The sequence below is a fragment of the Ochrobactrum sp. MYb379 genome (genome assembly GCF_037479515.1).
GTDB lineage: Bacteria > Pseudomonadota > Alphaproteobacteria > Rhizobiales > Rhizobiaceae > Brucella.
In genome coordinates this window covers 650,215-672,036 of record NZ_JBBGYW010000001.1, presented here as the reverse complement: position 1 = coordinate 672,036, position 21,822 = coordinate 650,215, and the positions used below count along the sequence as shown (strand labels likewise).

Below are 21,822 nucleotides of genomic sequence, written 5' to 3'. Positions count from 1 at the left end.
GCGTTTTTTGTAGGTCTACTTAAGTAAAAAATATTAGCCGGCTTCTAACAGCGTTTCCAATCGACAGATCAATGAATGTCGCTCTTCGTCACTGACAATATCACAATCAAGCAATCGACCACATTCGAGCCCGGAAACTGCTAAATACGTAATCAGTACAAGGTTGCGATCCGAAGCATCCTTGAGCATGCGGTCGAGCAGACTACGGTGGTAATGTCTGACCGGGATCATGAAATCCGGGTTTTCGACCAGAGCCGCTAGAATGCCGCTTGCTGGTGGTTCATCATCTGCCTGAACGCGAAAAACATCAAAAAACGCACGCGCGACCTGATTCTTGCCTCCGCTTTGAAGGTTCTCCTGAACCTCCATCGCGTGTTCATGCACTTTCATATATTCTTCAACCACACCTTCCAAAAGTTTAGCTTTGGTTGGAAAAGAATAAAGCAATCCACCTTTTGAAAGCCCAGCGCGTGCAGCCACTGCGTCGAGTGAAATATGTGCGGGTCCGACCTCCTGAGCGAGCTCAACAGCCGCTTTAAGGATACGTTCACGCGAAGAGACCTTCTTTTTTGTGTTCAATTCTATGGGTCTCCTGACAGTTCAATAGTTGACAATACCGTCCAGACGGTACAGTTATTTGATCCAAACATTCAAGTAAAATACGCGCGATTTTTGCTGTGGCAGAAACGCGCTTGAGCCGCCCTGGAGTGCAGCCGCAATGATCAAACGCCTTATTCTGGCAATAATCTTTCTCGTGATCGTCGTAGGGGGGCTCGTCGGTTTTAACCTGTTCAGGACGCAGGCGATCAAAGATTTCTTCGCCAATATGCAACCGCCGGCAAAGACGGTTTCTACGATCACCCTTGAGCCGACGACCTGGACGCCGGGTATTGAAGCGATCGGTTCTGCCAATGCTATCAATGGTGTTGATCTGACAGTTCAGGTCAGCGGAATTGTTGATAAGATCGACTTTAAAGCCAATCAGGAAGTGAAGCAGGGCACGGTCCTGCTTCAGCTCGAAAACAGTATTGAAACCGCTGATCTGGTGGCTGCCAAGGCTGAAGCCGTGCTTGCAGACCAAAATCTCAAACGCGCTGAAACGCTTCGGACGCGTGGTGTAGGTGCAGTTTCTGACGTTGATACAACAGCGGCGGCGGCAAGTGCCAAGGAGGCTGCTGTTGCCAAGATGCAGGCTGTACTCGATCAGAAGACTGTAACGGCTCCGTTTACAGGCGTTATTGGTATTCCTAAGGTTGATCTTGGGCAGTATCTGACGCCAGGAACGATTATCGGAACCTTACAGGAAACCGATAAGATGCGTATCGATTTCACTGTGCCGGAGCAATCGCTGCCTTTGCTCAAACTCGGTCAGCCGGTGAAGGTTGGCCCAAGCATGGAGCAGCTCAATTATAGCGGCACCATCGTCGGTATCGATCCAAAAATCGACCCATCCAGCCGTCTGGTTTCGGTGCGTGCTGAAGTGCAGAATGATGAGCCACGCCTCACACCGGGACAATTCGTTCAGGTTCGCGTTGAGCTTCCAAAAGAAGACAATGTGCTGGCATTGCCGATGACTTCCGTTGTTCGCAGCCTTTACGGCGACTATGTTTACGCTGTTCGCCCTGCACAGCCAAAAGAAGGCGAAAAGGCTCCTGAAGGTGATGCTGCAAAACAGGTCGCACAGCAGGTTTTCGTCAAAATTGGCCGCAGCTATGGCGGTGTCGTCCAGATTAACGATGGCCTCAAGGCTGGAGACGTTGTGATCACGGCGGGCCAAAACCGGCTTTCAGCGGGGACACCAGTAACGATTGACAACACCGTCAATCCTATCCCTGCAGCTGACAAGTAATAGGCAAGCGAGATGAGTTTTTCCGATATTTTCATCCGGCGACCCGTACTTGCTACAGTGGTCGCCCTCATGATCATTCTCCTCGGCCTTTTGGGTATCGCGCAGCTTTCTGTGCGTGAATATCCGAAGGTCGATGAAACTGTAATCACCGTCTCGACCGCTTATGCCGGAGCGAGTGCGGAGCTTATTCAGGGCTTCATCACGTCGCCGATTGCTGAATCGGTGGCTACGACCGAAAACATTGATTACGTCACATCGTCCAGCCGCCCATCGTCCAGCACGGTGACGGTTCAGATGAAGCTTGGCGCTAATCCTGACGCAGCACTCACCGAGGTGATTGCCAAGGTCAATCAGGTTCGCGGTAATCTGCCAACACAATCTGATGATCCGGTGATCGTTAAGGGAACGGGGCAGAGCTTTGCGACCATGTATCTGGCCGCGCAGAACCCCAACATGACCAGCGAACAGATCACTGAATATCTGGAACGCGTCATGCAGCCGCGCATTTCTACCGTTCAGGGTGTGGCGAAGGCTGAAATTCTTGGTGGACAAGTTTATTCGATGCGTGTCTGGATCGATCCGATTCAGCTTGCAGCGCGCCAAGTTACGGCTTCTGAAGTGTTGAATGCGATCAACGCGTCTAACTTCTTGTCCGCGCCGGGCCAAACGAAGAACGAGTATGTTGCATCCTCGATCACGCTTGAATCGACATTGCAAACGCCTGAAGCGTTTGGCGCAATGCCAATCAAATCGACTGGCGATCAGATTGTTCGTCTGCGCGACGTCGCAAAAGTTGAACTTGCTGCGAAAAGCACAGACACGATTGTTTCGTTCAACGGTTCTGCCGGTACATTCCTTGCAATTTATCCAACGCCGTCAGCCAACCCGATTGATGTTGCAACTGCGTTTAAAAAGGAATTGCCGGCCATTCAGGCTTCCCTGCCTGAAGGCATGACGCTTGATCTCGTTTATGATGCGACCGAGCAGATCAGCTCATCAATCAGTGAAGTGTTCACAACCATCGGTGAAGCTGTCGCGATTGTTATTCTGGTTATCATCGTCTTCCTCGGCTCGTTCCGTTCGGTTCTTATTCCGATTGTGACGATCCCGATTTCGCTCATCGGCGTTTGCTTCTTCCTTTATATTCTCGGCTTCTCCATCAATCTTCTGTCACTTCTGGCGATGGTTCTGGCGATTGGTCTGGTGGTCGACGACGCGATTGTGGTGCTTGAAAACATCCACCGGCATATCGAAGAAGGATTGCGTCCGATGGATGCGGCCTTCAAGGGTATGAAGGAAATCACCGGCTCGATTATCGCGATGACGATTACGCTTGCTGCGGTGTTCGCGCCTCTCGGCTTTACCGGTGGTTTGACCGGATCGCTGTTTCGCGAGTTTGCCTTCACGCTTGCGGGTGCAGTTATCATTTCGGGCATCGCAGCTTTGACGATCTCGCCGATGATGTGTGCGCGTATGCTTAAGCACGGTGAAGCGTCACGTTTCCAGCAGTTCATTGACCGGAATTTTAAGAAGCTCGAAAAATGGTACCATGGCATGGTATCCGGTTCGCTGAATTATCGTCCGATTACGCTGATGATCGTTATTGCTCTGGTTGGTCTGACAGGCTTTCTGTTCGTCAACACGTCGAGTGAACTGGCCCCTGAAGAAGATTCAGGCGCATTGTTCTCGATGTTCCAGGCTCCGCAATACGCGACTTCAGCCTATACCAACCTCTATGCAAAAGAGATTGATAGTCTGACCAAAGATCTGCCGGAGCTGGATACACGTTTCCAGATCGTTGGTATGGATGGCGGTACAACATCTGGCATCGCTCTTTGGGTTCTGAAAGACTGGTCCGAACGTACACGTTCGCAAAAGCAAATTCAGGAAGATCTGACTGCTCGACTGACCAAAGTTGCGGGCGTTGACGCATTCATTTTTGCGCCTCCGTCGCTGCCGGGTGCTGGCGGTGGTCTGCCGATTTCCATTGCGCTTCAGTCAACGGGACCATCCAGTCAGGTGTTTGAACTGGCCGAAGAAATTAAGAACGAAGCGCAGGCATCGGGTCAGTTCATCGTCGTTCAGAATTCGATGTCCTTTAATGCACCGCAGACCACGATCACTATTGATCGTGATCGTGCTGCGACGCTCGGTGTTCAGGTCAGCGATATCGGTTCGACGCTTGGTCTTCTGACGGGCGGTGCAAAAATTGCTCAGTTCGACCGTGATTCCAACAGCTATGACGTCATTACTCAGGTGCCGGATGCTTATCGTTCCACCCCGGAAAAACTCGGCGAATTCTTTGTTCGCAGTGTTTCTGGCGAAATGATTCCACTGTCATCAGTAATTGAGATCAAACAGAATGCTTCTCCTGCCGCTATTGAGCAGTTTAACCAGCTCAACTCAGCGACGATCTCTGCTCTGCCAATGCCGAGTGTCACAACAGGTCAGGGCCTGCAAACGCTCGTCAATCTGGCGCAGCAGAAGATGCCAGAAGGCTTCTTCCTCGACTATTCCGGCCAGTCACGTCTGGAAGTCGAGCAGGGCAACACGATCATGATCGCCTTCGGCCTTGCCGTTATCGTGATCTATCTGGTGCTTGCGGCACAGTTTGAAAGCTTCCGTGATCCGTTCATCATCATGATGTCGGTTCCGCTTTCGATCTTCGGTGCGATTGTTCCGCTGAATCTCGGTCTTGGAACGCTCAACATCTACACGCAGGTCGGTCTCATTACACTTGTGGGGCTGATAACCAAGCACGGCATTCTGATGGTCGAGTTTGCCAATCAGCAACGTCGTCTGCATGGTCATTCACGTCGTGAAGCGATTATTCTCTCTGCCGAAACACGCCTGCGTCCGATTCTGATGACCACGGCTGCGATGGCACTTGGCGTTGTGCCGCTGATCATTGCAAGCGGCGCGGGTGCAGCGGCACGTTACTCGATGGGTCTGGTGATTTTCACTGGTATTACCGTGGGAACGGTCTTCACGCTGTTTGTGGTGCCGATGTTCTACACCTTCATCGCTAAGAAGGACGTGGAAGGTGAGTTTGTACCATCGCAAGAAGATGGAAAAGAACCGGCGACCGCATCCCATCACTGAAACTTGTCCATCACTGAAACTTGTATTGAATAATAAGATTAAGGGCGGCCACATGTGGGCCGCCCTTTTTGTTGGGAGTCGAGCGATTTCCAGCATAATCTTATCGATCCTCGTTTTACTCCGGTCGGATTATGCTCTGTTGCATCCCCGATTTTTCACACCATATGAGCAAGCATGATACCTTTATCCGTACTTGATCTATCACCCGTCCCTGAAGGCAGCGATGCTGGTCAGTCTCTGCGTAATACGCTGGAGCTCGCCCAACAGGCAGAAAAGCTTGGTTTCACGCGCTATTGGCTGGCCGAGCATCACAACATGCCCGGCATTGCCAGCGCTGCAACGTCGGTCGTTATCGGCCATGTGGCAGCGGGCACGTCCACCATTCGCATCGGCGCCGGTGGCATCATGCTGCCCAATCATTCTCCATTGGTAATCGCTGAACAATTCGGTACGCTGGCTTCGCTGTTTCCGGGTCGTATTGATCTCGGACTTGGTCGTGCGCCGGGCACCGATCAGATGACAGCGCATGCACTGCGCCGCAATCTGGAAAGCAGCGCCAATGATTTTCCGCGTGATGTCGTTGAGCTTCTCAATTACTTCAAGCCCGCCGATCCTGCTCAACGCGTACAAGCAGTTCCCGGGGCTGGGTTGAATGTTCCAGTCTGGATTCTCGGTTCGAGCCTGTTTGGCGCGCAACTGGCTGCGATGCTGGGGCTTCCTTATGGCTTCGCCTCCCATTTCGCACCGGCTGACATGGAACGCGCTGTAGACCTTTATCGCGAGCGATTTGAGCCGTCCGAATATCTGCAGAAGCCTTATGTCATGCTTGGGCTGAATGTCATTGCAGCGGATACGGACGAAGAAGCACATCACCTGTTCACGTCCCAATTACAGGCATTTGTAAATTTGCGCAGCGGCCGTCCGGGCAAGTTACCTGCGCCTGTAGCGGGGTACCAGGAACAGCTCGATCCGTCAGCACAGGCACTGGTTCGCCAGATGCTTTCATGTCGTGTCGTGGGTGGCCCCGAAACAGTCGACAAGGGCATCCGCGAATTTGCCGAACGCACCGGCGCAGATGAATTGATGGTGACGGGCATGATCTATGACCATCAGAAGCGTCTTCGCTCTTATGAGATCGTCAGCAACTCGATGGCATGAGGATCGAACTCGCGATTGACCTCGGTAAGAAGCCAATCGCGGAAAGCTTTAACCGCAGGCGTGTTTGCGCGCGCCTGCGGTGTTACAAAGTAATAGCTGCTCGGGCTTTTTACCGTGTGCTCATAAGCCACGACAAGCTGGCCGCTCTCAATTTCGGCACTGATCAGAAATAGCGGCATAAGCGCAATCCCAAGACCTGCAACACAAGCCTGAGAAACATTTGAGAACTGCTCAAAGCGCATCCCGCCTGCAACAGGTGCTGCAATGTCAAGGCTTTTGAACCAGTGGCTCCATGCGCCGGGGCGTGATGCCATGTTGAAAAGCGGTAGACGCAAAAGGTCTGTGGGGCCGTTGATCGGATGCTGTTTCAGAAAAGCTGGGCTGCAAACAGGCGCAACCATTTCCTCCATCAGAAATGTGCAGTCGGCATTGGGCCAGTCTGGCTGGCCAATATGGATTGCCGCATCGAGGCCTTCGCGTTCAAAGTCGAACTGGCCAATACGCGTGGCAAAATTCAGAATAATATCCGGATATTGCGCGACAAAGCGCGGGATGCGCGGGATCAGCCAACGGGTGCCAAAGGTAGGCAGAAATGCGAGATTGAGCGTTGTCCCCCGCATTTGCGACATGACCTGTAATGACGCCGCACGAATGGAAGCAAGCGCAGGGCTTATTGCTTGAAGATAGGCGCGTCCGGCATCGGTCAGCATGACATGTCTACTGGTGCGATCAAACAGGACGGCGCCGAGCTGTTCTTCCAGCAAGGCAATCTGACGGCTGACAGCACCTTGCGTCAAAGACAGCTCTTCCGCAGCGCTCGAAAAGCTCTGATAGCGCGCGACTGCATCAAAGGCGGCAAGTGCACTTGTCGAAGGAAGCAGGCGTCTCGAAAGTGAAATCATTATCTATTACTAAATGGAATAGATCGATGAGTAAACGTAAATTGCATGTCGAATAATGCTGCGCCATAGTCTCACCAACCGAATTTGAGGAGATGATTGATGTCGCGTGCCGCATTTAACTGGGAAGATCCGTTTCTGCTTGATGAACAGCTGACCGAAGATGAGCGGATGATCCGCGATTCGGCACAGGCTTTCTCTAGTGATGTTTTGCTGCCGCGCATTGAAAAAGCTTATCTCGATGAAACGACTGATCCAGATCTGTTTCGCCTGATGGGACAGGCCGGTCTTCTTGGCGTAACGCTTCCTGAAGAATACGGCGCGGCAAATGCTGGTTATGTTTCTTATGGTTTGGTGGCGCGCGAAGTCGAGCGTATTGATTCCGGCTATCGTTCGATGATGAGCGTTCAGTCGTCACTCGTAATGTATCCAATCTATGCTTATGGCTCTGATGAACAGCGCAAGAAATATCTGCCGGGTCTAGTTTCGGGCGAGTTGATCGGTTGCTTTGGTCTGACCGAGCCTGATGCCGGTTCCGATCCTGCTGGCATGAAAACCCGCGCCGATAAGATCGATGGCGGTTATCGCATCAGCGGTTCAAAAATGTGGATTTCCAATTCGCCGATTGCCGACGTTTTCGTGGTCTGGGCCAAATCGACTGCCCATGACGGTGCGATCCGTGGCTTTGTGCTTGAAAAGGGCATGAAGGGTCTTTCTGCCCCCAAGATTGGCGGAAAGCTTTCGTTGCGTGCTTCGATCACTGGCGAAATCGTCATGGATGGCGTGGAAGTATCGGAAGATGCATTGTTGCCAAATGTATCGGGTCTGAAGGGTCCGTTCGGCTGTCTCAACCGTGCACGTTATGGCATTTCCTGGGGTGTGCTGGGTGCGGCAGAGGATTGCTGGTTCCGTGCGCGTCAGTATGGTCTTGATCGCAAGCAGTTCGACAAGCCGCTGGCTGGCACACAGCTTTACCAGAAGAAGCTCGCCGATATGCAGACTGAAATCACCTTGGGCTTACAGGCAAGCTTACGCGTTGGTCGTCTGTTTGACGAAGGCAAAATGGCGCCTGAGATGATTTCGATCGTTAAGCGCAACAATTGCGGCAAGGCGCTCGATATTGCGCGTCAGGCTCGCGACATGCATGGCGGCAACGGTATTCAGATCGAATATCATGTCATGCGCCACGCGCAGAATCTTGAAACCGTCAATACCTATGAAGGCACGCATGATGTTCATGCGCTGATTCTCGGACGTGCGCAGACCGGCATTCAGGCATTTTTCTAATCACTCAGAAGGGATTTGAGAAATGCACAATACACCGCTTGCTGGTCTTAAAGTCATTGAGCTGGCCCGCATTCTGGCAGGTCCATGGGTCGGACAGACACTGTCCGACCTTGGTGCCGACGTCATTAAGGTCGAAAGCCCTGAAGGTGACGATACTCGCACATGGGGGCCGCCATTTATCGAGGTTGAAGGCGAAAAGTCGGCAGCCTATTTCCACGCCTGTAATCGTGGCAAGCAATCCATCATCGCTGATTTTCGTACGGATGAGGGGCGGGCGCTTGTGCGCAAGCTCGTTACTGACGCGGATGTGGTGATTGAGAATTTCAAGCTCGGCGGTCTTGATAAATATGGCCTCGACTATGAAAGCCTGAAAGCGATCAATCCACGGCTGATCTATTGCTCAATCACGGGTTTTGGCCACACGGGTCCTTATGCAGAACGTGCGGGTTATGATTTCATGATCCAGGGCATGGGCGGCATCATGGACCTGACTGGCGAGCCGGATCGTGAACCGCAGAAGATTGGTGTGGCGTTCGCAGACATCTTCACCGGGCTTTACAGCGTCATTGCTATTCAGTCGGCTCTTATCATGCGTGAGCGCACAGGCAAGGGCCAGCATATCGATATGGCGCTGTTTGATTGCATGTCAGCAGTTCTTGCCAATCAGGGAATGAATTATTTGGCATCCGGCATTTCGCCCAAGCGTATGGGCAATGCGCATCCCAATATTGCGCCTTATCAGACGCTGCCTGTATCGGACGGTTATTTCATTATCGCTTGTGGCAATGACGGGCAGTTTGCAAAACTGACCGCTTTGCTGGGGATTGGTGAAATCGCGCGCGATTCTCGCTTCCTCACCAATGCATTGCGCGTTGCTAATCGCGATGCACTCACGTCTTTGCTGGAAGAGCGCACGAAGCAATGGGTGCGCGATGACCTTCTGGCAGCACTTGCCAAAGCAGGAGTGCCTGCCGGGCCGATCAACACGGTGGAGGATGTATTTGCTGATCCGCAATTCATCGCGCGACAGATGAGAATCGATCCCGATGGTGTGCCGGGCTTGCGTACGCCAATCCGATTCTCGGACGCAGAACTGAAATTGGATAAGCGATCACCAAAGCTCGGCGAGCATAAAAATAATGAGTAAGAAAAAACCCGCTTTAAGCGGGTTTTTTTAATGGGTCAGTCGTCGGTGGCGACCATCACGTCGGATGCTTTAACGACCGCATAGGCCGTCTTGCCGACCTTAAGATCAAGTTCATCTACTGCTTCATTGGTGATAGACGAGGTAACAACGACACCATTTCCGATATCAATGCGGATATGCGCAGTGGTTGCGCCTTTGGTAACATCGACGATTGTGCCTTTGAGGCGATTGCGTGCGCTGATTTTCATGGTGTCTTCCCGTTATCAATTGGCGTCTACATGATGCAATAAAGCATTTTAGCGACTGGGATAACATCCCAAATTCGAGAAGCTATTCACAGTTAGCGCGCAAAAAATTATATTTTTCAGGGAAGAGAATGGTGCGGTCGAGAAGACTCGAACTTCCACGGGTTGCCCCACAGCGACCTCAACGCTGCGCGTCTACCAATTCCGCCACGACCGCACTGTGTGGTAGAAGCTGAACAATGTCAGCGAGACGGCATTTAGCAAATCAATTTGGACTGCACAAGACCATTTTTTGACTTGAGCACAATTGTTTCACATTGCGCTTAAATACATGATTTGAAATGCAAAAAAGCTTCGCGTCATCTGGAGTAAACCAGATAGCAAAGCTTTAACAAGAACAGATAAAATATTTTGGGAAGAGAATGGTGCGGTCGAGAAGACTCGAACTTCCACGGGTTGCCCCACAGCGACCTCAACGCTGCGCGTCTACCAATTCCGCCACGACCGCACTGTGTGGTAGAAGCTGAACACTGTCAGCGAGGAGCCATCTAGCAAATCGATCCGACAGGCACAAGCCTATTCTTTAGCTAGTTTCAATCTTTTTTGAATTATCGGTGAAATATCAAATTATTAAGCACTTATGCTCTGTAGGCGCCGTATGTCTTCCAGTCGCTTCACCGTTTCGGCATAGCCAATGTCGATTGCTTCGGATGCACGATGAAAGTCCGCGAGACCGATTTGCCCCACCGTTGGCATAAGGGATACATCAGGTGGATCTCCAGCCATACGGGCGCGGGAAATGCGGTCCTGAATGATGTTGAAAGCTTCCATCATTACCCCAGTAATACCAAGACGACCTTCATTTCCGCCATGTATCATCTCGCTTAACGTATCTGGATGCGATTGCGCGTGTTTGATTACAGCAGCACGTCCAAACTGATCATAATGCAGGTTCACCGCCAGTACGAGGCGCTGTTCATAAGCGCGACAGACAGAGACGGGCACAGGATTGACGAGTGTTCCATCAACGAGAACACGTTCCTGCCAACGGACGGGCTCAAATATGCCGGGCAGGGCATAAGATGCACGCATTGCTTCGACCAACGGGCCAGTAGAGAGCCAGATTTCATGGCCTGTGCGCAGTTCGGTGCAGACGGCAACGAAAGGCCGGTCAAGATCTTCGAGACGCAGACCATCAAGGTGTTCGCGCATACGGCTATCAAGCTTCATGCCGCCAAAAAGACCACTGCCGCGTAAGGTTATGTCTAGGAGATTGAACATGCGTCGCCGCGTCAGGCTTCGAGCAAATTCTTCGAGTTCGTCCAGTTTTCCTGCAAGGTAGCAGCCACCAACCAGCGCGCCGATTGATGTGCCGGCAATCATTTCGATTTCAATGCCGGCTTCATCAAGAGCGCGAAGCACGCCGATATGAGCCCAGCCGCGCGCTGCGCCGCCGCCTAATGCGAGTGCGATTCTTCGTGGCTCAGGTCGGGCTTGAGGCCGGGCAGTCTCAACACCTTCGAGGTTCAAAGGCTGTGAACTGGCTGCTTTACGCTTTTGACCCCAAGGGAACATATCGATCAACACCTCTTGTTTCGGCGAGTTTATCAAAACACTGTAGCGAAACAATAAATGTTAAAAGTAACAGTATGAAAAATTGGGGCGCATCCCGAAAAGTGCGAAACGGTTTTCTGGATGCGCTCTAATGGTTACGGTCGCAGGTGTCTTCAATCGACAGGCTAGCCTGACCGTTATCGGACTGAACCTGCCGATAAAAGCACGAGCGGCGTCCTGTGTGGCAGGTTGGACCATCACCCGCCACGCGGACCTTCAGCCACAGCGCGTCCTGATCGCAATCCGTACGCAGTTCGATCACGCTTTGTAGATTGCCAGAGGTTTCGCCCTTTTTCCAAAGTTTGGATCGCGAGCGGGACCAATAATGCGCAATGCCGGTTTCAAGCGTCAGACGCAATGCTTCATCGTTCATATGAGCGACCATCAACAACTCACCATCCTGCGCGTCGGTGACGACCGCTGTGATAAGGCCGGAAGCGTCGAAACGCGGCATGAAAACAGCGCCTTCTTCTATCGACTTTTTGTCTGAGGGCTGTGCTCGAAAACTGCTCATTTTTGCGCCTGATAATATACTTACTTACGAATAAGAGACATGAAGCGAACCTGTTCATTCACGTCTGTCTTATAATCGCCCGTAAAGGTCGTGGTGATTGTGCTTGCACCTTGTTTGCGGATGCCACGCATCGCCATGCACATATGTTCAGCATCAATCAACACCGCAACGCCGCGTGGCTTCAAAATGCGCTGAATGCTGTCAGCGATTTGTGCGGTAATGCTTTCCTGCGTTTGCAAGCGACGCGCAAAAATATCAACAACGCGGGCAATTTTCGACAGACCAAGCACCTTGCCGTCCGGCAGATAAGCGACATGCGCCTTGCCGATGATCGGCACCATATGATGTTCGCAATGCGAGAAGAACGAAATATCCTTCACCAGCACCATGTCGTCATAGCCGGACACTTCTTCAAAAGTGGTGCCGAGTACATCTTCAGGGCTTTCGGCATAGCCCCCAAAAAGCTCGCTATAAGATTTTGCCACACGCTTTGGCGTATCCAGCAGACCTTCGCGATCAGGATTATCTCCCGCCCACAAAAGAAGTGTGCGTACTGCGGCTTCTGCTTCAGCCTGCGTTGGCTTCTGCACTTGTGCAGAAGCAATAGATTCGTCACGGATTTTTTTGATGCGCGCGTCCATCGTTATTCTCCAGTAGCCTCCTTCAAAGAGGAGACGAGTTAAACGGACAATACAACGATGCGCCCGGCGATTGTGCTTGTGAGCGTGCGGTGTATTGATCCAACAACACTGAGCTGCCGGACAGTTATTCCTGCGACTTCATAACCATGTGATAATCTGACCATGGCGTCGTCGCGACTTGCCTATTATATAGACATCAAAATGCAACTTCAAACCGTAACCGGGCGACAATTTTACGTTTTTATCCGGCAAGGCAGAAGGTTCGTCTCAATGATCGACGATGTTTATAATAAACGTATCCTTGAATTTGCAGGGAATATCGAAAAGCTTGGCCGCATTGCTGACCCGGATGCGGTGGCGACCGTTCACTCAAAATTGTGCGGTTCTACCCTCACGGTCTATCTCAAGATGCATGATGGTGTGGTTACCGACTTTGCGCATGAAGTAAAAGCCTGCGCATTGGGGCAGGCATCATCGTCAGTTATGGCGCGGCATATCATCGGCTGTTCATCCGAAGAACTGCGGGCAGTGCGCGATTCGATGTATTCAATGCTGAAGGAAAACGGTCCTGCACCGGAAGGACGTTTCGAGGATTTAAAATATTTCGAGCCGGTTCGCGAATATAAGGCCCGTCACGCCTCGACACTTCTAACGTTTGATGCGGTGGTCGATTGCATTCGCCAAATCGAGGAAAAGGTGCAAGCCGCCTGATGTGTGGTTGCGGGAAAGATCACGCGGGTAATGCCGAGGCACTCAAAAAGCGTCAGACCCGCAACTTCAGCGATCCGTGGCGCAAAACGCCGGGCAGGGTGCTGGGTACAAGTTTGATACGATTATATCAGCTCACACTTTCCTCTTTCATCGGCAATTCGTGCCGCCATATGCCAACCTGTTCCGAATATACCTACGAATCTGTAGCACGATATGGCCTGTGGAATGGTAGCTGGATGGGGCTTTTCCGGATCATGCGTTGTGGACCGATGGGCACGCACGGCTTTGATCCAGTGCCGAGAGAATTATCTAACCATTATCGTTGGTATTTGCCGTGGCGTTATTGGCGCGTTTCATCACCGAAAAACTAAATTCTTTTATAAAAAACTGTTGATCAATTCTATGCTGATTAGAATTCGTTAATGATAAATCTGTTTTATCAGGAAACGCAAATCAGTTTGAGCCAACGTCTTTTTGACGCCGCATTTCAGCTGCATTTGCATCGTGTTTTCTAGTCTTGCGAGCCATCATGAATAAATCGTCGTTCCGCATCTCCCAGCTTATTGCCGGTGTTGCGCTTGGTGCCAGTGTTCTCTGTGCAACCAGCGCTATGGCCAACGTATCATGGGTCGTTTTCGATGCGGATACGGGCGTTGTGGTGGGGCAGGACGGAGCGACTGAGCAACACGCGCCAGCATCGCTAGCCAAAATGATGACGCTTTATCTGGCGTTTGAAGCATTGAAAACAGGTCGCATCCATTGGGATGATGAAATGCCTGTGACAAAAAATGCTTCTGCAAAAGTTCGCATGAAGCTTTATCTCAAACCCGACACGACGATTTCTGTTCGTGATGCGGTTAATGGTATGATCGTCGTTTCTGCTAATGATGCTGCAACCGTTATGGGCGAGTATCTCGGTGGTTCTGAAGCAGGTTTTGGCCGTCTGATGACGCAGAAAGCCAGAAATCTTGGCATGAAGAGTACCTATTTCGTCAATCCATCGGGTTTGACAGGGCATTTGCCACAGCTGACAACTGCACGCGATATGGCAGTGCTTGGAATGTCTCTTCGCCGTGATTTTCCTCAGGAATACGCGTTATTTTCGCAGCGCTCCTTTGAATATAACGGTCGTCCATTTAACGGCCATAACAATCTGATGTATCGCTATCAGGGCGTTGACGGCATTAAGACCGGATATACCGATGTCTCGGGCTATAATCTGGTTTCATCTGCAATCATTAACAACAAGCATCTTGTTGGTGTCGTTCTCGGCGCTGGATCGTCACGTGAACGCGATGACCGCATGTCAAAGCTACTCACGCGCTTTGGCACAGAAGGTGCCGGGTTCGCAGGACGTGAACTGACCGCCTTTGCAGCACCTATTGAAAATGCTCTGCCAATCGTCACGCAGATCAAGACGCCTGAACCAAAAGAAGATGCCGTCTCGGATATGATTGATGATTCCAAGATCGAGCAGGGCGATGGTGGTTTTCTGGTCAATCCTGCAGCGTCACCGTGGCGTGTTCAGGTCGGTATGACGCCATCGCGCAAAGGTGCGGACGAGTTGCAGGCGAAATATATGCCTGTCGTAGACCGCTTGGTGCCGGGCACCAAAGCAGAGATTTCGGCAGCGCCGCGTGGTCGCAAGCTTTATCGCGTTCGCTTTACCGGCTTTAAAGACTCGGATGCTGCGCAAAAGACCTGCACGCAGCTTAAATTGCAGGGTGTTCCTTGCCTGGCTATCCGCAACTGATTTCAGCCAGATTTTAAGATGCCCTGAAAGCACCGTGATGCAGTTTGCCACGGTGCTTTTGCTTTACGTAATGGCCAAAAAAGATTAATAGCTGGCCTTCATTTCCTGTTGTGTAAGCAACATATAGATGGTTCTGCCAATTCAAAGCAGGATCGTTTCATGACTAACCACCCGCAATCGTTGGCGGGACTGGATAAGGATAATATGATGTCGAATGTTTCCATGCAGTTTCCTGATGGATCGGTGCGCGAATATGATGCCGCAACAACCGGTTTCGAGTTAGCTGAATCAATCTCCAAATCACTCGCTAAAAAGGCCGTGGCTTACGCCGTAGACGGCACCGTGCGCGATCTGTCTGATCCGCTTGGCGCTTCCGGTGCAATTGAAATTCTGACCCGCGAAGACCCGCGCGCGCTTGAACTGATCCGTCATGATACGGCACACGTTCTTGCAGAAGCCGTGCAGGAGCTTTTCCCGGGTACACAGGTTACGATTGGTCCGGTGATCGAGAATGGTTTTTATTACGACTTTGCGCGTAATGAACCTTTCACGCCTGATGATCTGCCAGTGATCGAAAAGAAAATGCGCGAAATCATTCAGCGCAACAAGCCGTTCACCAAGCAGATCTGGTCGCGTGAAAAGGCCAAGCAGGTTTTTGCCGATAAGGGCGAGAGCTATAAGGTCGAACTCGTCGATGCGATCGCTGAAGGTCAGGACCTCAAGATCTATAATCAGGGCGAATGGTTCGATCTTTGCCGTGGTCCGCATATGGCCTCCACAGGTCAGATCGGCAATTCATTCAAGCTGATGAAGGTTGCTGGCGCTTACTGGCGTGGCGATTCAAACAACCCAATGCTGACCCGCATTTACGGAACAGCATTTGCCAATGACGCCGATCTCAACGCTTATCTTCATATGCTTGAAGAAGCCGAAAAGCGCGATCACCGCCGCCTTGGTCGCGAAATGGACCTGTTCCATTTTCAAGAAGAAGGTCCGGGCGTTGTGTTTTGGCACGCCAAAGGCTGGCGCATGTTCCAGACGCTTGTGGCCTATATGCGCCGTCGTCTCGACAGCCATGGCTATCAGGAAGTCAATGCTCCACAGGTGCTGGACAAGTCGCTTTGGGAAACTTCCGGTCACTGGGGCTGGTATCGCGACAACATGTTCAAGGTCACGGTTGCCGGTGATGATACCGACGACGACCGCGTGTTTGCGTTGAAGCCAATGAACTGCCCGGGTCACGTTCAGATATTTAAGCATGGTCTTAAGTCTTACCGCGATCTGCCTATAAAGCTTGCAGAATTTGGTAATGTGCATCGCTACGAACCATCAGGTGCTTTGCATGGTCTGATGCGTGTTCGCGGCTTCACACAGGACGACGCGCATGTGTTCTGCACTGAAGAGCAGATGGCTGCCGAATGCCTGCGTATCAATGATCTCATTCTGTCGGTCTATAAGGATTTCGGCTTCAAAGGGATCACGATCAAGCTTTCGACACGCCCCGAAAAGCGTGTGGGTTCGGACGAATTGTGGGATCGCGCTGAAAGCGTGATGATGACCGTTCTGGAACAAATCGCGGAACAGTCAGACGATATAAAGACTGGCATTTTGCCGGGCGAAGGTGCCTTCTACGGTCCGAAGTTCGAATATACGCTCAAAGACGCGATCGGTCGTGAATGGCAGTGCGGAACGACACAGGTTGACTTCAACTTGCCGGAACGTTTTGGCGCATTCTATATCGACAGCAATTCGGAAAAGACCCAGCCTGTTATGATCCATCGCGCGATCTGCGGATCGATGGAGCGCTTCCTTGGCATTCTGATCGAAAATTTTGCCGGTCATATGCCACTTTGGTTCGCGCCAATTCAGGTGGTTGTAGCAACGATTACGTCTGAAGCCGATGGTTATGCTGCTGAAGTTGCGGCTAAGCTCAAGGCAGCTGGCTTGCAGGTTGTGACTGATGTTCGCAACGAGAAGATCAACTACAAGGTCCGCGAACATTCGGTTCAGAAGGTTCCGGTCATTCTCGTTTGCGGTATGCGTGAAGCGGAAGAAAAGACGGTCAATATGCGCCGTCTGGGTTCACGTGATCAGGAATCGATGACGCTGGACGAAGCAATTGCTCGTCTCGCAGAAGAAGCAACGCCGCCAGATTTGCTGCGTTTGCGCAACGTATAATAGCAAAAGGCCCGCTTGAAGCGGGCCTTTTCATTTCAGATATAATTTAATTAGTCTTGCGCGGCATCATCGTCCGTGAGTGCTTCGGATTCGCGGTTTGCGACCACTTCAACCTCTTCATTGGCACCAGAGGTCACTTTGAAGTCGCGCTGATAAATACGATCCTTGTTTTTTGCGACGGCAACATAGTCACCTTCAATCAAAACCATGGACGAGTAAGCACCAGCGCTTTCACGAACGACATCACCTGAGGCATTGAGGATCGACCATGAAGTGTCGGCGAGGGCTTCGCCGCCTTTTTTCGCTACAAGCTTGAGCAAGACTTCGGCTGCACGATGCTGAACCGTCGCTTCTGTCAGCTTGCCCGCTTCCACACGGATATCCGCGCGGATAATAGCATTTGCGGTCCCGTAGTTAGAAACGACGTGATAGGTGCCGCTATTCAACCGGATGATTGTGTCTGGCTTTACGTCTGGCACGATGAGCGAACGGTCGCTGTTGTCTTCGTCTGCATAAATGGAGAAGCGCACGAGATCGCTTTTGATTTTGCCTTCATCGGGCAAAACGGCGCTCAGTTTCATTCCGCCAGCATCAAGCGTCATAACTTCATGACGTGTATTTTTATTGAGCGTAATGCGCTTTGTCGCACCAGCGCGGCCATAGGCAGCGTGAACGAGATAACTGCCTTCTGGCAGGTTGAAAACTGTGCTGCCACCCTTGGCTGATGCAATCAGAGCCAGTTGTCCGTCTGCGCCAACCTCCGGCGCAAAAACCCGCCAAACGATTCCCGAAGAAATATCCGGTCCATCCTGATTGAGGCGAGCCTTCAGATCGAGCTCACTCGTTTTGATCAGTGGATTATTATCTGGGCTTGTCGGGCCGGCATAGGGGCTGATCGATGGTAAATTCAGTTTTGGATCCGGGAAATTAGGCAAGCCAATTGCATTGTTAGACGGGGTTGGTCCGTTATTTCCCAAAGGGGATTGTATGACGGGTGCTGCTGCCGGTGCGGGTAATTCGAGCTGAAAGCTCGGCAATTTGAAGCCACTGTCACTTGGACCACCTTGTGGGCCGCCACCAAATCCGCCGCCGGGCCCGCCCTGTCCACCACTCGGTCCACCACCGGGGCCACCTGGACCCTGCGCTAAAGCCGACGATGCAATCAGGACAAACGAGAGTGTTGCTGCAAGGGTCTTGCGGCGCGATGATTTTGCACTGTTTGCCCTATACGGACCCAGACTATCTGACATGTTGTTGTTTTGAACCGAAGCGGGTGGCGAATTCAAGGCTAAATTGACCGACACCTTTGCAAATTTATATTTACGCAGCGTGCACAGTCATGGATTTTTGACTTTACACCCAGATCACGTCGGGCGAGAAGGAGCTGCCTCCATATTAACTGGAGTGACATATACAAATTTCAGCGATGAGGTTTCCCCCGTGACGCATCCGGTTTTTGAATTTTTGGCGCAGCGCAGTTCTACGCCTATTTCCGCAATTTCAGAGCCTGCTCCGCAAGGTGCTGAGCTGGATGATTTGCTGAAAGTTGCCGCGCGTGTGCCTGATCATGGCCGTCTGACGCCATGGCGCTTTATTCTCTATCGCGGTGATGTGCGTCATAAGGTTGGTGAATATTTGGCTATACGCGCTGAAGAGCGGGAAGGGCCGCTTAATGAAAGCCGCAAGGATCAGGAGAGGGCGCGTTTTGCGCGCGCACCACTGGTCATAGGCGTCGTCTCTTCGCCAGTCGCCCATGAACGCATTCCGGAGTGGGAGCAGTTTTTGTCGGCAGGTGCCGTCGCTATGAATCTTTGCACCGCAGCCAATGCACTTGGTTATGCAACCAACTGGATTACCAACTGGTATTCGGATGATGCGCCAGCGCGTGCATTTTTGGGTGTTGCACCTGAAGAGCGCGTTGCTGGATTTATCCACATCGGTACGGCAGCAAACAAAATGCCAGAGCGTCCGCGTGCGGATATGGATAAGATTGTTTCTGATTACAGCGGACCATGGGTATCCTAATCGTTCTCCTCTAAAATAAGTTATAAGTGACGGAAAACGCTGATGTTTTATGAACCTTCATCTGGTCATAATCTTCCTCATAACCCATTCAAGGCGATTGTCGCACCGCGTCCTATCGGTTGGATTGGTACGCGCTCGAAAGACGGTGCGGTGAACCTTTCACCGTACTCATTCTTCAATGTGGTCAGTGACACCCCGCCAATGATTATGTTTTCATCCAGCGGTTTCAAAGACAGTGTTTCATTCATCGAAGAGACGGGCGAGTTTACGGCCAGTCTGGTCAGCGACCATCTCAAGGAGCAGATGAATGCGTCTTCAGTAAATGCTCCGCGCGGCGTGAGTGAATTTGACTATGCAGGTTTGACCGTTGCGCATAGCAAACTGATTGCAGCACCTTTTGTCAAAGAGGCCTATGCGGCATTGGAATGCGTTCTGGTCGAGATCAAGCGTTTGCAGGACAAAGAAGGCAGGCCAACCGACAATTACATGGTGATTGGTGAAGTCGTCGGCGTTCACATCGATGAAAGCGTGCTGACCGATGGGCTATTTGACATTAAAAAAGCCAAGCCGGTGACCCGCCTTGGCTATATGGACTTTGCGACAACGGATGATGTTTATCAGATGTTCCGCCCCAAATGGGACGATAAGATTTGAGGGACGGGGCTGATTACAGCCCCTTTTTCTTTGCCTCGCCCCAGATCGCTTCCATGTCGTCGAGTTGGGCCGCTTCAAGGCTACTTCCTGATTCCTTCAATGATGTTTCGATGAAGTCAAACCGACGCTTGAACTTGTCATTCGCCGCAATCAGTGCAGTTTCTGCGTCGATCTCGAGATGACGTCCAAGATTGACCATCGCGAAAAGCAGATCGCCATATTCTTCTGCAATATGCGCCTTGTCCTGCGATGCCATCGCTTCTTTAAGTTCAGCCGTTTCCTCAGCGATCTTGTCGAAGATCGGTTCTGCCTCCGACCAGTCAAAGCCAACCTTGGCAGCCTTTTGCTGGAGTTTCAGAGCACGAAGAAGGGCAGGGAATGCATTTGGAATATCGTCAAGATAGCGGGTTTTCTCGACCGTCTCCAAACCAAGCTTAGCGCGACGTTCAGCACGCTCGGCTTTTTCTTCGGCCTTGATGCGGTTCCATGAACCCTTTGCCATGCCAGCACTTCTGGCTTCTGCATCACCAAAAACATGTGGGTGGCGCCGGATCATCTTGCGGGTGATGGCTTCTACGACATCGCCGAAACCGAATTTGCCGTCTTCTTCTGCCATGCGTGCATGGAAAACAACCTGTAACAACAGGTCTCCCAGTTCTTCGCGAAAGTCATCCATATCGTCGCGCTCAATCGCGTCGAGTACTTCGTAGACTTCTTCGAGCGTATAGGGCGCAATAGATTGAGATGTCTGCTCAACATCCCAAGGGCAACCAGTCTGCGGATCACGCAGCGCAACCATGATTTCGAGAAGACGGTCGATATTTTGCGAGGGTTCCATCTTCACTCCGTAAGAATTGATGTCGCATTGTTGATGCAAGCTGCCAAAATCAAATGGTTTGGGTTGCGGTCAATCGTGTTTTTGCATAGTCCAAAGCTAAACGCCCATGGGATCGCACATCGGTGCGGCATGTTCAACAAGCAGGTATTTAAACAATGACGATTCTTGTGACAGGTGGTGCCGGATACATTGGTTCGCACACATGCGTTCAGTTGATCGAAGCAGGTCATGACGTTGTTGTGGTCGACAACTTTGAAAATAGTAGTCCGGAATCGCTTCATCGGGTGGAGAAAATTACAGGGCGTGCGCCGATCCGTGAGCCTGGAGATATCCGTGATCGTGCCTTGCTGGAAAAGATCATCACACGGCACAAATGCTCGGCAGTCATCCATTTTGCTGGATTGAAAGCCGTGGGTGAATCGAATGAAAAACCGCTGCATTATTATGACTGTAACGTGCTGGGCACCTTGCGTCTTTTGCAGGCAATGGAATCGACCGGCGTAAAGACTCTCGTGTTCAGTTCGTCAGCGACAGTCTATGGCGATCCGCAAAAGCTGCCGATTACTGAAGATCAGTCGCTTTCTGCAACTAACCCTTATGGCCGCACAAAGCTCGTGGTCGAAGATATGCTACGCGATCTCTATAACAGCGATAACAGCTGGAAAATTGCGATTTTGCGTTATTTCAATCCTGTTGGTGCGCATGAAAGTGGTCTGATTGGCGAAGACCCAAAGGGAATTCCCAACAATCTGATGCCGATCATTGCGCAGGTGGCGACTGGTCGCCGGGAAAAACTCAATGTCTGGGGCAATGATTATTCGACGCCAGACGGAACTGGCGTTCGTGATTATATCCATGTCGTTGATCTGGCTGCGGGTCATCTCAAAGCATTGAAAAAACTTGATGATCCTCAGTGCTTTTCAGTCAATCTTGGGACCGGGCAGGGCTATAGCGTGCTTGATGTGGTCAAAGCTTTCGAGCACGTCTCAAACCGCGAAATCAAATATGAAATTTCTCCTCGTCGTCCGGGCGATGTGGCCGAATGCTATGCCGATCCGGCCTTTGCACGCGATTTTCTAGGCTGGACTGCGCAGAAGGATTTGCGTGAAATGTGCAGGGATATGTGGAACTGGCAGTCCAAGAATCCAAATGGATACGAACCAGACTGATTATGCTCGGCTTCCCGCAAATGTGAACCGATCAGCTG

The 21,822-nt window shown here is 51.4% G+C and carries 20 protein-coding genes and 2 tRNA genes; 12 read left to right on the top strand and 10 right to left on the bottom strand.

Going from position 1 to position 21,822, the window contains the following annotated elements; genetic code table 11:
* Positions 1 to 33 precede the first annotated feature (33 nt).
* A complete protein-coding gene (locus WH356_RS03405; protein WP_339508791.1) occupies positions 34 to 579 on the bottom strand; it encodes a TetR/AcrR family transcriptional regulator in 546 nt (181 codons plus the stop codon).
* Between the two features lie 139 nt (positions 580 to 718).
* Here WH356_RS03405 and WH356_RS03400 point away from each other — a divergent pair, with 139 nt between their 5' ends.
* From WH356_RS03400 to WH356_RS03390, 3 genes are all read left to right on the top strand, one after another.
* Positions 719 to 1,849, top strand: a complete 1,131-nt coding sequence (locus tag WH356_RS03400) for an efflux RND transporter periplasmic adaptor subunit (RefSeq protein ID WP_339508790.1) — start codon at positions 719 to 721, stop codon at positions 1,847 to 1,849.
* 12 nt (positions 1,850 to 1,861) lie between these two features.
* On the top strand, positions 1,862 to 4,951 hold the full coding sequence (locus tag WH356_RS03395) for an efflux RND transporter permease subunit (RefSeq protein WP_339508789.1): 3,090 nt from the start codon (positions 1,862 to 1,864) through the stop codon (positions 4,949 to 4,951).
* 174 nt (positions 4,952 to 5,125) lie between these two features.
* Positions 5,126 to 6,109, top strand: a complete 984-nt coding sequence (locus tag WH356_RS03390; RefSeq protein ID WP_339508788.1) for an LLM class flavin-dependent oxidoreductase — start codon at positions 5,126 to 5,128, stop codon at positions 6,107 to 6,109.
* On the opposite strand, the gene WH356_RS03385 is transcribed toward WH356_RS03390, so the two are convergent.
* Positions 6,079 to 7,011, bottom strand: a complete 933-nt coding sequence (locus tag WH356_RS03385) for a LysR family transcriptional regulator (RefSeq protein ID WP_339508787.1) — start codon at positions 7,009 to 7,011, stop codon at positions 6,079 to 6,081. The two genes, WH356_RS03390 and WH356_RS03385, sit on opposite strands and share 31 nt — an antisense overlap.
* A gap of 99 nt (positions 7,012 to 7,110) precedes the next feature.
* Between WH356_RS03385 and WH356_RS03380 the strand changes: the two genes are divergently transcribed.
* Positions 7,111 to 8,295 carry an acyl-CoA dehydrogenase gene (locus tag WH356_RS03380; RefSeq protein WP_339508786.1) on the top strand — a complete coding sequence of 395 codons (1,185 nt, stop codon included), beginning with the start codon at positions 7,111 to 7,113 and terminating at the stop codon, positions 8,293 to 8,295.
* 22 nt (positions 8,296 to 8,317) lie between these two features.
* On the top strand, positions 8,318 to 9,442 hold the full coding sequence (locus tag WH356_RS03375; protein WP_339508785.1) for a CaiB/BaiF CoA transferase family protein: 1,125 nt from the start codon (positions 8,318 to 8,320) through the stop codon (positions 9,440 to 9,442).
* A 35-nt stretch (positions 9,443 to 9,477) separates the two neighbouring features.
* Here the strand turns inward: WH356_RS03375 and WH356_RS03370 are convergent, their stop codons facing one another.
* The 6 genes from WH356_RS03370 to folE form a co-directional block, all read right to left on the bottom strand.
* On the bottom strand, positions 9,478 to 9,690 hold the full coding sequence (locus WH356_RS03370; protein WP_064320641.1) for a TOBE domain-containing protein: 213 nt from the start codon (positions 9,688 to 9,690) through the stop codon (positions 9,478 to 9,480).
* 129 nt (positions 9,691 to 9,819) lie between these two features.
* A tRNA-Leu gene (locus tag WH356_RS03365) sits at positions 9,820 to 9,904 on the bottom strand.
* A gap of 206 nt (positions 9,905 to 10,110) precedes the next feature.
* Positions 10,111 to 10,195: transfer RNA gene (locus WH356_RS03360), tRNA-Leu, on the bottom strand.
* 122 nt (positions 10,196 to 10,317) lie between these two features.
* Positions 10,318 to 11,262, bottom strand: coding sequence for a patatin-like phospholipase family protein (locus tag WH356_RS03355; RefSeq protein ID WP_339508784.1), 945 nt, complete (start codon positions 11,260 to 11,262; stop codon positions 10,318 to 10,320).
* 127 nt (positions 11,263 to 11,389) lie between these two features.
* Complete coding sequence (hisI, locus tag WH356_RS03350) at positions 11,390 to 11,815, bottom strand: phosphoribosyl-AMP cyclohydrolase (RefSeq protein ID WP_339508783.1); 426 nt, start codon at positions 11,813 to 11,815, stop codon at positions 11,390 to 11,392.
* A gap of 20 nt (positions 11,816 to 11,835) precedes the next feature.
* The gene (folE, locus tag WH356_RS03345) at positions 11,836 to 12,456 is read right to left on the bottom strand and encodes a GTP cyclohydrolase I FolE (protein ID WP_339508782.1); all 621 of its coding nucleotides are present in this window, start codon (positions 12,454 to 12,456) and stop codon (positions 11,836 to 11,838) included.
* A gap of 270 nt (positions 12,457 to 12,726) precedes the next feature.
* On the opposite strand from folE, the gene WH356_RS03340 reads away from it, so the two are divergent.
* From WH356_RS03340 to thrS, 4 genes are all read left to right on the top strand, one after another.
* Positions 12,727 to 13,167, top strand: coding sequence for an iron-sulfur cluster assembly scaffold protein (locus WH356_RS03340; RefSeq protein WP_339508781.1), 441 nt, complete (start codon positions 12,727 to 12,729; stop codon positions 13,165 to 13,167).
* A complete protein-coding gene (yidD, locus tag WH356_RS03335) occupies positions 13,167 to 13,538 on the top strand; it encodes a membrane protein insertion efficiency factor YidD (RefSeq protein ID WP_339508931.1) in 372 nt (123 codons plus the stop codon). The genes WH356_RS03340 and yidD overlap by 1 nt, the downstream gene beginning before the upstream one ends.
* Before the next feature lie 158 nt (positions 13,539 to 13,696).
* Positions 13,697 to 14,920, top strand: a complete 1,224-nt coding sequence (locus WH356_RS03330) for a D-alanyl-D-alanine carboxypeptidase (protein WP_339508780.1) — start codon at positions 13,697 to 13,699, stop codon at positions 14,918 to 14,920.
* 204 nt (positions 14,921 to 15,124) lie between these two features.
* Positions 15,125 to 17,098, top strand: a complete 1,974-nt coding sequence (gene thrS / locus WH356_RS03325; RefSeq protein ID WP_339508930.1) for a threonine--tRNA ligase — start codon at positions 15,125 to 15,127, stop codon at positions 17,096 to 17,098.
* Positions 17,099 to 17,148: 50 nt separating this feature from the next.
* Here thrS and WH356_RS03320 read toward each other — a convergent pair whose 3' ends face one another.
* Positions 17,149 to 18,348: a hypothetical protein gene (locus WH356_RS03320; protein ID WP_421565792.1), complete on the bottom strand. Its 1,200-nt coding sequence runs from the start codon at positions 18,346 to 18,348 to the stop codon at positions 17,149 to 17,151.
* Between the two features lie 190 nt (positions 18,349 to 18,538).
* Between WH356_RS03320 and WH356_RS03315 the strand changes: the two genes are divergently transcribed.
* Both WH356_RS03315 and WH356_RS03310 read left to right on the top strand, forming a co-directional pair.
* Positions 18,539 to 19,123: a nitroreductase family protein gene (locus tag WH356_RS03315; protein ID WP_339508779.1), complete on the top strand. Its 585-nt coding sequence runs from the start codon at positions 18,539 to 18,541 to the stop codon at positions 19,121 to 19,123.
* A 42-nt stretch (positions 19,124 to 19,165) separates the two neighbouring features.
* Entirely contained in the window at positions 19,166 to 19,777 is a 612-nt protein-coding gene (locus WH356_RS03310) for a flavin reductase family protein (protein ID WP_310010074.1), read from the top strand.
* Positions 19,778 to 19,790: 13 nt separating this feature from the next.
* Here WH356_RS03310 and mazG read toward each other — a convergent pair whose 3' ends face one another.
* The gene (mazG, locus tag WH356_RS03305; protein ID WP_339508778.1) at positions 19,791 to 20,615 is read right to left on the bottom strand and encodes a nucleoside triphosphate pyrophosphohydrolase; all 825 of its coding nucleotides are present in this window, start codon (positions 20,613 to 20,615) and stop codon (positions 19,791 to 19,793) included.
* 155 nt (positions 20,616 to 20,770) lie between these two features.
* On the opposite strand from mazG, the gene galE reads away from it, so the two are divergent.
* Positions 20,771 to 21,784 carry a UDP-glucose 4-epimerase GalE gene (gene galE, locus WH356_RS03300; RefSeq protein ID WP_339508777.1) on the top strand — a complete coding sequence of 338 codons (1,014 nt, stop codon included), beginning with the start codon at positions 20,771 to 20,773 and terminating at the stop codon, positions 21,782 to 21,784.
* Positions 21,785 to 21,822: the final 38 nt, after the last annotated feature.

Coding starts and splice junctions, on each gene's coding strand:
- yidD (WP_339508931.1), top strand. CDS start 13,167: ATGTGTGGTTGCGGGAAAGATCACGCGGGTAATGCCGAGGCACTCAAA.
- mazG (WP_339508778.1), bottom strand. CDS start 20,615: ATGGAACCCTCGCAAAATATCGACCGTCTTCTCGAAATCATGGTTGCG.
- WH356_RS03320 (WP_421565792.1), bottom strand. CDS start 18,348: ATGTCAGATAGTCTGGGTCCGTATAGGGCAAACAGTGCAAAATCATCG.
- thrS (WP_339508930.1), top strand. CDS start 15,125: ATGATGTCGAATGTTTCCATGCAGTTTCCTGATGGATCGGTGCGCGAA.
- WH356_RS03330 (WP_339508780.1), top strand. CDS start 13,697: ATGAATAAATCGTCGTTCCGCATCTCCCAGCTTATTGCCGGTGTTGCG.
- galE (WP_339508777.1), top strand. CDS start 20,771: ATGACGATTCTTGTGACAGGTGGTGCCGGATACATTGGTTCGCACACA.
- WH356_RS03370 (WP_064320641.1), bottom strand. CDS start 9,690: ATGAAAATCAGCGCACGCAATCGCCTCAAAGGCACAATCGTCGATGTT.
- WH356_RS03395 (WP_339508789.1), top strand. CDS start 1,862: ATGAGTTTTTCCGATATTTTCATCCGGCGACCCGTACTTGCTACAGTG.
- folE (WP_339508782.1), bottom strand. CDS start 12,456: ATGGACGCGCGCATCAAAAAAATCCGTGACGAATCTATTGCTTCTGCA.
- WH356_RS03355 (WP_339508784.1), bottom strand. CDS start 11,262: ATGTTCCCTTGGGGTCAAAAGCGTAAAGCAGCCAGTTCACAGCCTTTG.
- WH356_RS03310 (WP_310010074.1), top strand. CDS start 19,166: ATGTTTTATGAACCTTCATCTGGTCATAATCTTCCTCATAACCCATTC.
- hisI (WP_339508783.1), bottom strand. CDS start 11,815: ATGAGCAGTTTTCGAGCACAGCCCTCAGACAAAAAGTCGATAGAAGAA.
- WH356_RS03340 (WP_339508781.1), top strand. CDS start 12,727: ATGATCGACGATGTTTATAATAAACGTATCCTTGAATTTGCAGGGAAT.
- WH356_RS03390 (WP_339508788.1), top strand. CDS start 5,126: ATGATACCTTTATCCGTACTTGATCTATCACCCGTCCCTGAAGGCAGC.
- WH356_RS03385 (WP_339508787.1), bottom strand. CDS start 7,011: ATGATTTCACTTTCGAGACGCCTGCTTCCTTCGACAAGTGCACTTGCC.
- WH356_RS03400 (WP_339508790.1), top strand. CDS start 719: ATGATCAAACGCCTTATTCTGGCAATAATCTTTCTCGTGATCGTCGTA.
- WH356_RS03380 (WP_339508786.1), top strand. CDS start 7,111: ATGTCGCGTGCCGCATTTAACTGGGAAGATCCGTTTCTGCTTGATGAA.
- WH356_RS03375 (WP_339508785.1), top strand. CDS start 8,318: ATGCACAATACACCGCTTGCTGGTCTTAAAGTCATTGAGCTGGCCCGC.